This is a genomic window from Bradyrhizobium sp. CCBAU 51753, assembly GCF_015291565.1.
GTDB lineage: Bacteria > Pseudomonadota > Alphaproteobacteria > Rhizobiales > Xanthobacteraceae > Bradyrhizobium > Bradyrhizobium ivorense.
This window is the reverse complement of the sequence record NZ_CP030037.1, coordinates 3,409,650-3,424,120: the sequence shown is the minus strand read 5'-3', so window position 1 is coordinate 3,424,120 and position 14,471 is coordinate 3,409,650. Positions and strand designations below refer to the sequence as shown.

The following is a 14,471-nucleotide window of genomic DNA, read 5'->3' as shown; positions in this document are numbered from 1 at the left end:
GGGCCCGTAGGACCCGCGCGCTTCATGTCCGCTTTCGGCGTATCACCTCGTCTGCGATTGCGGTTCAGCGCTGAAACACGACCTGGCCGCCTACCAGCGTCATGTCAGCCTTGATGTCCTTGATCTGTGCGTCCGGTACCGCCATGTAGTCGGCGGAGAGCACCACGAGGTCGGCAAGTTTCCCGGGCTCGATCGTCCCCTTGCGCGTTTCCTCGAATGTGTAGCGCGCGGCCGCGCTGGTGTAGAGGCGCAGGGCCTGCTCGCGACTAATCGCTTCCGCCGCGCCGTAGACGTTTCCATTCGGGTCCTTCCTGGTCACCATGATGTACATGTTGAGGAAAGGGTCGATCGGATTGACGGGGAAGTCCGTTCCTGCGCCGAGATTGTCGAGCCCCATTTTCGCGATCAGCGTCCTGGTCGGCACGGCGCGGTCTGCGGTCGCCCGTCCCAGAAAACGCTCGACGGTCGCGGCCTTGTCCCACATGAAGACGTTCTGGAAGTCGATGCGGACTCCCAGCGCGTGCGCACGCTCCATCTGCTCCGGTCTGATCAGACTGGCGTGGATGAGGACGAAACGGCGATCCCGGATCGATTTCTCCTTGTCGGCGGCTTCGAGCGCATCGAGCACCTGGTCGACGCCGAGGTCGCCGACGACATGCACGCCGACGCGCCAGCCGTAGCGGTTGCAGATCGAGATGAGCTGCTTCAGCCGTTCGGGTGTCTGCTGCGCGATGCCGCGATAGTTGTCATGTGAATCGGGATAAGCGTCGCGCATCAGCGCCGTCTTCAGCGTCATGCCCCCGTCGTAGAAAATCTTGATCCCGGCGAATTTCAGCCAATCGTCGCCGAACCCCGACGCGGCCCCGTTGCCCGACATGATCGCTTCCCATGCGGTCAGATCGGCAGGCGGCTCCGGCCGGAACATCAAGCCGACGCGCAAAGTCGCTTTTCCCGAGGCGGCAAGTTTCTGCAACGTGCGGATATCCCGGGCTTCCGTTGCGCCTTCGACTGCGCTCGTGATTCCAAAACGGTTCAGCACGCCCTCGGCAATTGCGAACTGCCGGATTTCGTCGTCTTCCGTCCACGGCGGCACGGCTTTCTCGACCCGATCGATCGCCGTCTCGACGAGGACGCCGGTCAATTCACCGGCAGCGTCGCGCTCGAAGGATCCGCCGCTCGGATTCGCGGTGGTCTTGTCGACCCCTACCGTTTGCAGCGCCATGGTGTTTGCCATCGAAAAATGCCCGACGGTGCGCAGGTAGACCGGATTGTCAGGGGCGACGCTGTCGATCTCCTGTCTGGTCAGATAACGCTTCTCGGCGAGCTGCGACGGCGGATGCCACGCGCCACCGACGATCCACTCGCCTGGCCTCTTCCTGGCCGCGAATGCCTTGATCGTCTCGAGGGCTTCCGCGACCGTCTTTGCCCGGCCCATGGTCACGACATAGTCGGCAAGACCGGCCGCCTTGAAGTGAGCGTGGGTATCGATCAATCCGGGAATGACGGTCTTGTCGGACACGTCGAGCACGCGGGTCTTGGCGCCGGCAAGCGCCTTGATCGATGCACTGCTCCCGGTCGCGAGAATCTTTCCGTCCCTGACCGCGACCGCCTCGGCCACGGTCGATCGTTCGTCGAGCGTCAAAACCCTTCCGTTGACGAGGATGAGATCGGGTGCGTTGACATCTCCCTGCTGGGCCAGCGCCGGTGCAACGCCGGCGAACCACAGTCCCGCACCCAAAATCGCAAGCGCCCTCAACTTGCAAACCATCACGCCCTCCCGGTCCCCGTTGTTCAATAGGCGAACATTTGTTCTATTTTACGAGGGTAGCTGCAAACCGAGGGATGTTCAACGCTTCCTGGACAAAGCTGACGCAAGCCAAGCCGTGCAAGCCAAGTCCTGCAAGCCAAGTCCTGCAAGCCAAGTCCTGCAAGCCAAGTCCTGCAAGCCAAGTCGTCAGCTTGGTCAGAAACGGACTTCGCATTCAGTGTATGACTTCCTCGTCTCACCCGATCGAGGGGCGCTTCAAAGCGTCGGTCGTGCCTGACGCCAAAGGCACGCCGGATGATCGCGTTGATCGCGGCGGCGCAAGATCCTGGATAAAGTCTCTCAGTGCCTCGGTATCGAATGGCTTGCGGAGTATTCTTAGATTTGGCGGAGCTGCCTTTGCAGCATCGCTGTAGCCGGTTGTGAGGGCTATCGGCAAACCGGGATATCGCGACCTGACTTCTCTCGCGAGCCCGACGCCATCGATGGTCCCCGGCATGACGATATCGCTGAACACGAGATCGATCTTTGTTCCACCTTCGAGCAATTTGAGTGCCGCTTCGGCCGAGTCTCGATAGATCGTGTCATAGCCCAGATGCTCGAACAGCGAGGATGTCACATCCGCCACTTCGGGGCTGTCGTCGACGACGAGAACCGTCGGCCGCGGCGCTTGCCTTGCTTTCGCTCTGGCAGCGGCGAGCTCCTTGCTGGCGATCTGCTCGTCTGCGCAAGACGGCAAATAGATCGTGATCGTCGTTCCCTGTCCAACCTTGCTGTCTGCCGTCACCGTTCCGCCCGCCTGGTGCGCAAAGCCATAAACCTGGGACAAGCCGAGCCCGGTGCCCTTGCCGACCTCTTTGGTCGTGAAAAACGGATCGAACATCTTGGACAGAAGATGTGGTGGGATGCCGGTGCCGGTGTCGCCAAGCGCGATCGCAAAGAAGGCCTTGGCGCGGCGATCGCCGCCGGTTTCCTGGTCCGCGGTCACCGCATGGACGGACAGGTTGAACGTGCCGCCGCTTGGCATTGCATCGCGCGCGTTGACGGCGATGTTGACGATCGCAAGTTCCAGCTCGGCGAGGTCCACCTTGACCGGCGCCGTGCCCTCGCCGACGTTCTCGTCGTACACGATGTTCCCGCGCAGCGAACTCTCGATCATGGTCCGCATGTTCTTGATGGCCGCATTCAGATCGACGACCGTCGGGCTGAGATGCTGATGCCGCGAGAACGTCAACAATTGGCGTGTGAGGCTCTCGCCGCGCTTGGCGGCGGTCTGGATGGCTTCGATTGCTCTCGGCAGCTTTGGATCGAGCAGGCGGGTAAAGATCTGGGCACTGCCGCCGATGATCATCAATAGATTGTTGAAGTCGTGTGCAATCCCGCCGGTCAGCTTGCCGATTGCCTCCATTTTCTGCGACATCGCGAGCTGTTCGCGGGCCTGAACCAGCTTCTCCTCGGCGTCGCGGCGCTCGGTTGCATCCCGCAGGATGCTGATGAAGCCGATCAGATTTCCCGCATCATCGCGGCTCGAAGCGACCGAGCCGGTGATGAAGAACGGCGTACCATTCTTTCTGATGCGCCAACCCTCGACCTCGTGCTTGCCTCGCTCGATTGCCGACTCCAATGCGTGGGCCGGCGAACCCGCGCGGCGTTCATCCGGCCGATAGAAGATCCCAAAATGCTTGCCGATGATTTCTTCCGGGCTGTAGCCGGTGATTTTCTGAGCGGTGCTGTTCCAGCTGGTAACGTGTCCCTCTTGATCGAGGGCAAAGATTGCATAGTCGACGACGCCTTCGATCAGGCTCTGGAAGTGGCGCCTCACGTTGCCGAGCGCCACGGTCTTCCGTTCAAGCTGACTGTTCAGCTGGTCCTGAACCGAACGCAAATGGGCTTCGATGCTCTGGCGGGTCGCAATTGCCGCAGCCAGCGCAAGCGGTGGTGCCGATACGCTGATTGAGAGCACGAGCAATGACAACAGTGCTCCGTTTGGATCCACCCTCGAAAATGGATCATTCCCCACCGCGAATCCCCACACGGCCATTGCGGTGAAAACCAGCGCGGCCGTCGCCACGGTGCATCGATTGCCGTGCAGAGCAGCCCAGATCAACGGCAGCAAAGCCAGAAAGCCGAGAAGCCCGCGATGCGGCAGCGGCACGTCGAGATCGCTGCTGATGAGGTCACTGCCGATCAGCGGGCTGTAGGCGACGATCCCGATGATGCCGGCGAGAGCGGAGACTGCGATCGATTCCAACAGATCCCATCTGGAGGAAATCCGCAAAGGCATCATCGCCCAGAGCACGATGACCGGAGCAATCACCAGGGTCGCGGCTGCGTCTGCAAGCCACCAGGTCACCCCGGCGACGACGGCATCGAAAATGCCCGGTTCGTTGACGAGAATGAATCCGGCCAAAGCGATCAAGGAACTGATCATCGTGGTCGGCGCCAGGGAAAGGAGTGCAAACTTTGCGACACCGGAAGGTGTGGCAAACGTCTGGCAACCGTTCGACCAGCGGTCGATCAGCCAGGCCCCGGCAAAGGCAGCAAGGAGGGTGCCGATCCCGGCGGCGCCAAACTCCAGCAACGATCGGTCGGATATGAAGTAAGGCGCGACGGTGCCCAGCAGGATCGCGGGCCAAATCCGGTAGCCGCGCAGCAGAACCAGCGCGAGCGCAACCCCGGTCGGCGGCCACAGCGGTGTCGCGGCTGGATTGATCGCGGGAAGCAGGTGCGCGGAGGCGGCAAGGCCACCATAGATCGCGGCGACGATCAAAACCTCGACCGCGTAGGTCACAGCGCTTCGAGTATCGCCAAATGCGAATATACCGGCCTTATCGAACCTTGCCCGTTCCATCACAAGCCTTTGCGGTGGGCACCTCAAGAATGCGGCAGGGAGCGACCCGGCACCCGGTCAGATATCACCCGAACGAGGGCAATTGCATTTTTTCACCATGTCGGCGCCCCCTGCCAAACACTCAACGCAGTTTTGACCAAAGCATGGCCGCTGGATCGAGAGTAGAGGGGTACGTGGCACCTTCGGAACCAGGAACCCATCGGGCAGCACCATTGACCTAACAGTGATTGCTGCGTTCGAAATGCTCGTAAATGCAGCTATTCGATCACCCGATCGGCGCGGCCGAGCACCAATCATTCGGGCAACCCCGCTTTCCGAAGACCCTCAATCAGCAGCTTCGCGTTCAAGTACCCGCCCCGGGCGATCAACGCAGATATTGTAAAGGCGGGATCGAGCTGAAGCACGAGCGCCGCCGCCTCGCGCGCCTCGACGTCGCGCCCAAGATGGGCGAAGGCGGACGCGAGACAACGGTAAGCCGTCGAGTAGGAGGCGTTCTGACGTCGGCTCTTGTTCGCTGCGACGATGGCCTCGTCAAAGCGGCGAAGCTCAACAAAGGCCATCCCCATCGCAACAAACGTTATGGGTAGCCGCGGGTCTACCGGGCTCAGGCGGATGGCGCGTTCGAAGCTCCGGACCGCTTCCTCCGGAAGCCCTGCAATTCGATAGACTTGGCCTCTGCAGTGCCATGCGCGATATGAATTTGGGTTGAGCGCGACCGCCTGGTCAGCCATTTCGACCTCACTTTCGCTGTCGCCGACCATGTACGCCGAGATGAGGGAAACCCATGCCAACGTTTCCGAATCACCATCGTCGATGCTCAATGCCAGGCGAAGAAACCGCACGGCTTCCTTACGGTCGAATTGAGGATCGATCGCATGACCCCAAATGACGTTCCGCATGTGACAGTGACCTGCCAGAGCAGCGACAAGGCCGAACCTCGGGTCAAGCTCCAGAGCACGACGCGCCAGCCTGATCGCCTCCGCCAACCCTTCGGGGGTCATGAGGTAATACTGCTGCATGGCGCGGAGATAGAAATCATAGGCGGTGAGGTTCTCCGGTCGCCGCCGTGCCGACAGGTCGATTTCTGTCTGAAGCAGTTTTGGTTGAATGGCCGAGACAACGGCAACCGTCACCTCGTCTTGGAGAGCAAACACGTCCGTCAGGTCACGCTCGAACCTGTCTGCCCAAATGTGCGCTCCGGTCACCGCATCGATCAACTGCCCGGTGATCCGAACTTTCCCGGCCGCCTTGCGCACAGAGCCCTCAAGGACATAACGGACGCCAAGCTTGCGTCCGACCTCCTTGATGTCGACGGCTCGGCCCTTGAAGGTGAAGCTTGAATTTCGCGCGATGACGAACAGCCATTTGAAGCGGGACAGCGCGGTGATGATCTCCTCGACCATTCCGTCCGCGAAGTATTCCTGCTCGGGGTCGCCGCTCATGTTTTCGAACGGCAGCACGGCGATCGACGGCTTGTCCGGGAGCGCCAGAGCTTGCATGCTTTCGGGCGGCTCGGTTGGCGCGGCCGCCGAACCACCTGCATTGATCCTCAACCGCCACGCGCGCATCGGTTCAGCGATGTTTTTCAGGTTCTGCGAGCCCATGTCCTCGCAGGCGGCATCGATCTTGCCGCGGATTTGACGTTGCGCGTCGTCCGAGATGCAGATCCCACCGGGCTCCGCGATGCCTTCAAGGCGCGCGGCGATATTGACGCCGTCTCCAAAGATATCGTTCTCATCGACGATGATGTCGCCGACGTGGATGCCAATGCGGAATTCGATCCGCTTGACCTGCGGCACCGTGGCATTTCGCTCAGCCATACCGCGCTGAACCTCGATGGCGCAGCGCACCGCATCCACGACACTGCAGAACTCGGCAAGCACGCCATCGCCGGTGTGCTTGACGACCTTGCCACGGTGTTCGCTGATCTTGGGATCAGCGAGTCCACGCAGACGCTCCCGCAGCCGGAGGTGTGTCCCTTCCTCGTCCAAGCCGGTCAGGCGGCTATAGCCCGCCACATCAGCCGCAAGGATAGCTGCAAGCCGCCGTTCAACGCGATTGCCGGTCAAAACGGCCTCCCGAGATCGGTCGATCCGCCGGGCATATTAAAGCATAGGGCGTTGCCCTCGGGCTAGGGGCCCATGCTCGCGGGCCCATGTTCGCGCGGGTCGTAAGCGGCGATCGGCTGACGGCCACTCGCCGGCATCTGACGCTTCAAGAAAATCTCAATGGCCTGCCCGCGGTGAGATGATGAGTTTCGCTTTACTCTACCCATCCTGCGGAGCAGTCTCCCAGAGTGTTGCGCATTCGACACGACGGGCAAGTCACCGGCAAAATCCGTCAAGCCCTCATCGCAAAAATATTTCGGTTTACACGAACGGAAAATTATCCTATGGTGCGCCGGTCTCACCCGATCGAGGGGCGCTTCGCGATCGTCACGAACGTTGCGGTGAGATGCGGTGGCCGCTGCGGCGCACGAGACGAACGTGCCGCAGGGGACGGTGAAATCGTGCAGGCCTGACGCCCTAGTGGCAGGTGTCCTCTCGCAAACGCGCAAGTGTTTTTGCGAAGGCGGTGACAACAAAGCCCAGTCTCGCCGGGGTGAGCACGTATAGGCCGTAAAACCATCGCGCAGGGAATGCCGGAGTGCCTCCGCTGAACCTGTATGCTCGTGTGCGTCACTTTCTACCCACTGGCACACGAGACCGCGGGTGCAGCGCGCCCCCGGCATTCCCTGCGCCCTCTGCTTCCAGCGAGGGCGAAACGATAAACAAGGCTCGGACGAAACACGTCGCGAGAATGCAGATGCACGCTCAAACCCATCACCGTCATCGCCGCAACGATCGCAGAGCGCCGTCAGTTGCACCGGCGATTAACCCTACCGCCAACAATCGCCCTGCTGCGTCGGTGTATTCACCATGCGGCGCTGCATTTCGCGCTACCTAGCAGGGGCGAACGTCATGCTCGCTGTTCAGCGAGGACCACGGATTATGGACGTCAACCGCCGTCACCTGATCGGAGCTTCCGCCGCCGCCGGCGTCGCCGGCGCGCTTGCCATGTCGTCCGACGCCGCCCGCGCGGCGCAAGCGACCGGCTCGCTCGGCCGCGACGTCACGCAATATGGTGCTCGTCCGGGCAGCCCCGACGACCAGACCCGCAATTTGCAGCGCGCGATCGATGAGGCTGCGCGTGCGCAGGTGCCGCTGGCGTTCCCGCCCGGCGTCTATCGCACCGGGCCGCTGAGTCTCGCGCCCGGCAGCCAGCTGATCGGCGTGCGCGGCGCCAGCCGGCTGGTGTTCAATGGCGGCGCCTCCATGCTGGTTGGCGAAGGCGCCGGCGGCATCGTGCTGATGGGCCTCACCTTCGATGGCGGCAAAATTCCGCTGCCGAACCGGCGCGGCCTGGTGCATTGCCTGTCCGGCCGCGACATCCGCATCACCGACTGCCAGTTCATCGGCAGCGGCGGCAACGGCATCTGGTTCGAGCAGATCTCGGGCGACGTCAGCAACAATTTCTTCACCGACATCGCGACCACGGCGCTGGTGTCGTTCGATGCGCTCGGCCTGATGGTCGCGCGCAACACCATCAAGGGCACCAACGACAACGGCATCGAGATCCTGCGCACGGCGATCGGCGACGACGGCTCGATCGTCGCCGACAACCGCATCGAGGACATCAAGGCCGGCCCCGGCGGCTCCGGACAGTACGGCAACGCCATCAACGCCTTCCGCGCCGGCAACGTGATCGTGCGCGGCAACCGCATCAAAAACTGCGACTTCTCGGCGGTGCGCGGCAATTCGGCGTCCAACATCCACATCACAGACAACAGCGTCAGCAATGTCCGCGAGGTCGCGCTCTATTCGGAGTTCGCCTTCGAGGCCGCGGTGATCGCCAACAACACCGTCGACGGCGCCGCGATCGGCGTCTCAGTTTGCAATTTCAACGAGGGCGGCCGCATCGCGGTGGTCCAGGGCAACATCTTCCGCAATTTGCTGCCGAAACGCCCGGTCGGCACCGACCCCAACGACGGCGCCGGCATCGGCATCTATGTCGAGGCCGACACCTCGGTCACCGGCAACGTGGTGGAGAACGCGCCGACCTTCGGCATCGTCGCCGGCTGGGGCAAATATCTGCGCGACGTCGCGATCTCCGGCAACGTGATCCGCAACGCCCCTGTCGGCATCGGCGTCTCGGTGGTGCCGGGCGCCGGCACCGCGCTGATCAACAACAATGTGATCTCGGAAACCCCGCGCGGCGCGATCGTCGGGCTCGATCACGCCCGCCCGATCACGACCGACCTCGCGGCCGGCGGCGCCCAGCAATATGCGCAGCTGACGGTGGGTGCGAACGCGGTGCGGCGTTAGCGCATGATCCGGAAAATGATTGCTACAGCGTGTTGCGCAGCAGCGGATAGCGCGCCTTGATGGCGTCGAGATCGAGCACCGGCGCGGGCATCTTCAGCGGCGGCGCGTCGGCCACGGCGGGCGCCTCCTCCAGCACCGCGGTCACCGTTTCGAGCGCGGCCGCGACCGCCGTCATGGTGGCTTCAGCCAGCGCGGCCGCCTCCGGCCGGCGCTCCGGTGCCGGCGCCGGCATGACGGGGCGCAGCGGCAGCTTTGAGGTGCCGCGGCCGAGCCAGGACAGGTCGATCGGCGAATTGTCGAGCGAGGCCTCGCGGGTCAGCAATTCGCGCCAGGTATCGACCGCGGCGCGCGCTTCCTTGATGTTTTCGAGAAATGCCTGCTCGGTGTGATAGCGCCGCCAGCGCCCGGTCTCGAACAGTTCGGTGAGGTGTTCCAGACGTTGCTCGGCCAGGTTGCACCAGCGCGCAACGATCTCCTGGCCTCTGGCCACGTCAGTCCGGTGTGTCATTCCACTTTGCCCGCAGGGAGAGAAACGGACGCAGACGCAACCGAACCGAATCAACTCGACGTGACATCGATATTCTGTGGAAAAGGTAAATAAAGTCTAACTAAATTCTTAATCGACGCCGGGTGACGAAAGAAGTCCGCACCACTACGGGGTTTCTCGCCTTATCCTCAGTCAAGTCATCGGCTTGCCTGGTGGCGATGCGCAGCGCTTCCACCGCAGGGCGTCGCTGAACGATCCACACCATTTCGTCGCAGCGGGCATCACGCGACTGATGCGCGGGATCGATTGATCGGCCGCATCTCGTCTGTCGTTGCGCATGGCATACCCCAGAAATGAAAGACCCGTCCGGGGGGACAACCGGACGGGTCAAAGCCATATGGGCGCTTGGGGTGGATGGGCGCTCGCGCCTGATATAGCCGGGGAGGGTAAACCGCTCCCACGCATATAAGTCGTGAGAGCAGCGCCGACGTTCAAACCCCCCGCCATTTTTTTAACCTTCGCGCTGCGCGGTTCCAGCGCATCGTTTCGAGCGTTCAACGTCGAAAATCACTGCGCAGCAGGGCGTTTTGCGCTGGATTCGTCCAGCGCCATCGACGGTGCGGTATCATTCAACGCGCGGCTCACGGAAGTGTTATTGCCATCGGGCATCGGCGCTGGCTGCGACGGTTTGTCCACCACCGCCAGCGGAGCGCCGGCCGTGTTGATCGCCGCCATCACGGCCGCGAGAGCATCCGCCTCGCCTGCCCCGAACAGATCGTCGCGGCCGGGCGCCCTAACCCTGATGTTGAGATTGATCCGCAGCCGCGCGGCGCGGCACTCCCAATGCCTGGCTGCATGAAGTCCTGGGCGTGCGCCGAACCTGCAAGGTCGCCCAGCAATCGAGCGACAGCCGCGTCGCTTACGGCGTCTCGGCGGCGAAGTTGACGATCTTCTCCTTCTGCAGTCGGGCGATGGTCGCCGCGACGTCGTCCTTGCTCAAGGTGCGGTTGCCGAACTGCACCCGGAACACGCCGCCTTTGGCGCCATCGATCGTGGCCTGATAATTGTCGAGCAGCGCGGTGATGTCGGCGACCCGTGCATCCGGCGTGAAGCGCAGCAGCAACCGGGTCGGCGCAGCGGTTGCAGGCGCAGGTGCAGCCCGGAGGTCGCGGGTGATCGGCGCATTCGGCGCGGCGGCGCGGTCGTCAAACTGGATCGACGCTGTCTTGATCGGGGCCGGCTGGTTCTGCATCTGCATCAGCACCGCACCGATCACGCCGGCCTGCAGCAGCACGACGATAGCGCCCGCGCTGGCCGACCAGGCCAGCGTCCGCGGCGACAATTTTGCAAAGAATTCGGAAACAGAGGCCGAGATCCGTGCGGAGGCCGACGGCTTGCGCTCGGGCTCGGCATCGATCGCCGCGAACAGCTTCTGCATGGCGCGGGCCGACGGCGCACCGAGGCTCTCGTTGAGCCGGATGGTCTCGGCATATTCCTCGCGGATGACAGCATATTGCCTGGCGAGCTCCGGATCGCGGGCGAGCGCATCCTCGACGCGGCGGGCGTCGCGTGCGTTCAGCGTGCCGGCGGCATGCCAGGGCAGCAGCATCTCGATATCGCCGGGCTCTTGATCCAGCACCTTGTTGCTCGCAGCCTTCATGGCCAACCTCGTTCGATGCCCGCCGCCTTCAGCAGTTCGGCAAGTTTCTTGCGCGCATAGAACAGCCGCGTCTTCACGGTGTTCTCCGGAATCCCGACGATCTCTGCGACGTCTTCCACGGATTTCTCGTGATAGTAGACAAGATCGACGATCTCCCGATGTTCCGCGGACAGTCCCTTCAGGCACTTACGCAGCGCGTCACCGGTGTCCTTCTTCTGCACCACCGTTTCCGGATCGTCGGACGTGTCCTCGATCGCGTTCGCGGCCTCATCATCCAGCTCGGCGTCCTTCCTGCGCCGGAGCGCAGACAACGCCTTGAAGCGGGTAATCGCCAGCAGCCAGGTTGAAACGGCGGAACGTCCCTCGAACTTGCCCGCCTGACGCCACACATCGAGGAAGACCTCGCTGATGAGATCCTCTGCGACCTGTTCGTCCCGCACCAGCCGGAGCCCGAAGCGGAACACCCTGACATGGTGCCGCCCGTACAGCACCTGCATGGCGAGCCGGTCGCCTTGAGCGATCCGAGCGATCAGAACGTCGTCTGAAGCCGCCTGTGTCGCGCTCAATGGCCGTCTCGCAAAGTTGGTCTGAGGGGGATGGCGCGTGGTTCGACGCGAGAGCCAAGATTCTTCACATTACGGCAATGTCCTGACCGCATGTGTGATCTATGCCACAGACGGCGATCCGATCGCAGAAAAATCGCCGAATCCCCCAGAAACGGTATCATAGTAACGACGCTCTTCCAGATGCCACGCCAACCGGCGCGACCATAGCAAGCCTTTGCCGGCAGGCCAGTGTCAGTTGCGGAGCCCGATATCGCCCATGAAATCGGCGGGCCCGCTTCGAACCACGCGGTGGCGGTCGGATTTCCCTTATGAAACAAGGGTCTCGACCGGATAAATTCGGGTTCCGAAAGATACCAAACCTAAAGGCTTTGCCCCGTAGATTTTCGCCGCATTTCCAGCAACGGCGAGACTATGGGCAGCGCTGCATCGTCAATTCCGCGACCGGTGACGGGCACGCTGGATAGCGGCCGTCCCAAGCTGACCGCGGAGCGCCTGGCGCGCCGGACCCGGCAGCGCCGCCAGATCCAGTCGATGATCGCCAGCTGCTTCGTGCTCGATGCGGCCGTGCTGCTGCTCTACGCCCATGCCGGCACCACGTCGGTGCTGGTCGCGACCGGCTACGCGACGACCGGCCTTGCGCTGGTCGCGGCCTATGTTCTGCTCTCGGAGTTCGGCTTCCACGAGCGCTTCCGCGACCACTATCTGGTCGCGCCGCAATCGGCCATCAACATGGTGAACCTCTTGCTGTTCACCTATCTCGCGCCGGAAGTCGGCGTGCTGTTCCTCTGCAACCTGTTCGTGGTGTTCGGCTTCGGCGCGCTGCGCAGCTCGGCGCGGCAGAGCGCCGTCGTCTGGACCATCATGGTTCTGGGCCTGGCCGCGCTGTTCCTCGGAACCAACAAGCCGATCGCAATGCCGATGGGCAGCATGATCGACCGCCTGGCCACGATGCTGGTGTTCGCGCTGACCATCGGGCGCTGCATGGCGCTCGGCATCTTCTCGAGCTCGATGCAGCAGTCGCTGTATCAGAGCGGCGTCAAGCTCAAGCAGGCCTACCGCCGCATCGAGGAGCTCGCCGAGCTCGACGAGCTGACCGGCGCCTTCAACCGCCGCTGCATCATGCGCATGCTCGAGGAGGAGATCGCGCGCTGCGCCCGCAGCGGCAGCACCTCGGCGGTCGCGCTGATCGATCTCGACCATTTCAAGCGCATCAACGACGTCTACGGACATCCGATCGGCGACGAGGCGCTGCGCACCTTCGCCATCAGCATGTTCGCCAATCTGCGCAGCATCGACCGCTTCGGCCGCTACGGCGGCGAGGAATTCTTGCTGGTGCTGCCCGACCTGTCGCAGGATCAGGCGGTGCGCGCGCTCGAGCGGCTGCGCGTGATTATTGCCGATCTCGACTGGAGCGCGTTCTCGCCGGGCATGAAGCTGACGATCTCCGCCGGCGTCACCACACTGCGTCCGCACGAAAGCTCCGACACATTGCTCGCCCGCGCCGACGGCGCGCTCTATTCAGCCAAGGCCAGGGGACGCAACCGCATCGCCAGCGCCTGATCACTCGATTTCCGCACCCGGTGCCGGAGAAACCGACGCCACCGCTCCAGGACAGAAGTTCATGAGTTCGAAGACCGCGACCGCCCCCGAAAGTCTGCTCGATGAGCTGCAGACGACGCTTGCCCACGGCACCGTCGCGCGCCGTGTCGAGACGCTGCGCCGCGTAACCGATCTCTTCATCAACGGCTCGGTGAACTATTCGGACGAGCAGATCGGGTTGTTCGACGACGTCTTCCATTGCCTGCTCGAGCACATCGAGAGCTCGGCCAAGGCGCTGCTCGCCAACCGCCTCGCCCCGATCGACACCGCGCCGCCGCAGACGATCCGCACCCTCGCCTTCGACGACCTGATCGAGGTCGCCGGCCCGGTGCTGGCGCAGTCGACGCGGCTCGACGACGACACGTTGATCGAGACGGCGCGCAGCAAGAGTCAGGCGCATCTTCTGGCCATCTCCAACCGAACGACCTTGAGCGGCGCCGTCACCGACGTGCTGGTGCTGCGCGGCAATGACGAGGTGATCCAGAGCACGGTCAACAATCCCGGCGCCGAATTCACCGAGCGCGGCTTCAGCCGCCTGGTCAGCCGCGCCGAGGGCGACGACAATCTGTCGACCTGCGTTGGCCTGCGCCCGAGCATCCCGCGGCATCTCTATCTCAAGCTGGTTGCCAAGGCGTCCGACGCCGTGCGGCAGCGGCTCGAGGCCGCGATCCCGCAGCAGGCCAAGGAGATCCCGATCGCAGTGAAGGAAGCGACGCGGCGCGCCCGCTCGGCGCCGAGCGCCGTCACGGCAGACACCACGATCGCGCACGCCTTGGTCAGGTCGCTCTACCAGGACGGCCGGCTCGACGAATTCCAGCTCGCCGCGTTCGCCGAGGCCGGCAAGTTCGATGAGACCAACGCCTCGCTGGCCGCGCTCGCCAATGTCACGGTCAACGTCGCCGAGAACATGATGATGGAGACCCGCGCCGAGGGCGTGATGATCCTGGCGAAGGTGTCGGGCCTGTCATGGTCGACGGTGCGCGCGATCATCAATCTGCGCGACGACATTTCCGGCGGCGAACCGACCGACCTGCAGGCCTGCAAGGAGACCTATGAGCGGCTGCGGCCCTCGACCGCACAGCAGGTGCTGCGCTTCCACCGCATGCAGCAATCGGCGCCGGCGGCCTAATTTCCCGGATGGAGCGAAGCGTAATCCGGGATTCTGCGCCCGCGTAGGGT

Annotated in this window: 10 protein-coding genes; 3 read left to right on the top strand and 7 right to left on the bottom strand. The window is 63.1% G+C overall.

What is annotated here, in order from left to right; genetic code table 11:
* Positions 1–64: 64 nt before the first annotated feature.
* From XH93_RS15155 to XH93_RS15145, 3 genes are all read right to left on the bottom strand, one after another.
* Positions 65–1,768 carry an amidohydrolase gene (locus XH93_RS15155; protein ID WP_194474141.1) on the bottom strand — a complete coding sequence of 568 codons (1,704 nt, stop codon included), beginning with the start codon at positions 1,766–1,768 and terminating at the stop codon, positions 65–67.
* Positions 1,769–2,003: 235 nt separating this feature from the next.
* Positions 2,004–4,556, bottom strand: coding sequence for an MASE1 domain-containing protein (locus tag XH93_RS15150; RefSeq protein ID WP_246799623.1), 2,553 nt, complete (start codon positions 4,554–4,556; stop codon positions 2,004–2,006).
* Positions 4,557–4,909: 353 nt separating this feature from the next.
* Positions 4,910–6,685, bottom strand: a complete 1,776-nt coding sequence (locus XH93_RS15145) for an adenylate/guanylate cyclase domain-containing protein (protein WP_194474139.1) — start codon at positions 6,683–6,685, stop codon at positions 4,910–4,912.
* Positions 6,686–7,606: 921 nt separating this feature from the next.
* On the opposite strand from XH93_RS15145, the gene XH93_RS15140 reads away from it, so the two are divergent.
* Entirely contained in the window at positions 7,607–8,980 is a 1,374-nt protein-coding gene (locus tag XH93_RS15140) for a TIGR03808 family TAT-translocated repetitive protein (RefSeq protein ID WP_194474138.1), read from the top strand.
* A gap of 22 nt (positions 8,981–9,002) precedes the next feature.
* Here XH93_RS15140 and XH93_RS15135 read toward each other — a convergent pair whose 3' ends face one another.
* The 4 genes from XH93_RS15135 to XH93_RS15120 form a co-directional block, all read right to left on the bottom strand.
* Positions 9,003–9,488: a TIGR03809 family protein gene (locus tag XH93_RS15135; RefSeq protein ID WP_194474137.1), complete on the bottom strand. Its 486-nt coding sequence runs from the start codon at positions 9,486–9,488 to the stop codon at positions 9,003–9,005.
* 546 nt (positions 9,489–10,034) lie between these two features.
* The gene (locus tag XH93_RS41890) at positions 10,035–10,202 is read right to left on the bottom strand and encodes a hypothetical protein (RefSeq protein ID WP_210340485.1); all 168 of its coding nucleotides are present in this window, start codon (positions 10,200–10,202) and stop codon (positions 10,035–10,037) included.
* A 184-nt stretch (positions 10,203–10,386) separates the two neighbouring features.
* A complete protein-coding gene (locus XH93_RS15125) occupies positions 10,387–11,127 on the bottom strand; it encodes a hypothetical protein (protein ID WP_194474135.1) in 741 nt (246 codons plus the stop codon).
* Positions 11,124–11,693, bottom strand: a complete 570-nt coding sequence (locus tag XH93_RS15120; protein WP_139481930.1) for a sigma-70 family RNA polymerase sigma factor — start codon at positions 11,691–11,693, stop codon at positions 11,124–11,126. Before XH93_RS15120 ends, XH93_RS15125 begins: the two co-directional genes overlap by 4 nt.
* Before the next feature lie 411 nt (positions 11,694–12,104).
* Here XH93_RS15120 and XH93_RS15115 point away from each other — a divergent pair, with 411 nt between their 5' ends.
* Complete coding sequence (locus XH93_RS15115) at positions 12,105–13,253, top strand: GGDEF domain-containing protein (RefSeq protein ID WP_194474134.1); 1,149 nt, start codon at positions 12,105–12,107, stop codon at positions 13,251–13,253.
* A gap of 61 nt (positions 13,254–13,314) precedes the next feature.
* A complete protein-coding gene (locus XH93_RS15110) occupies positions 13,315–14,421 on the top strand; it encodes a DUF2336 domain-containing protein (RefSeq protein ID WP_194474133.1) in 1,107 nt (368 codons plus the stop codon).
* The last annotated feature ends 50 nt before the right edge of the window (positions 14,422–14,471 follow it).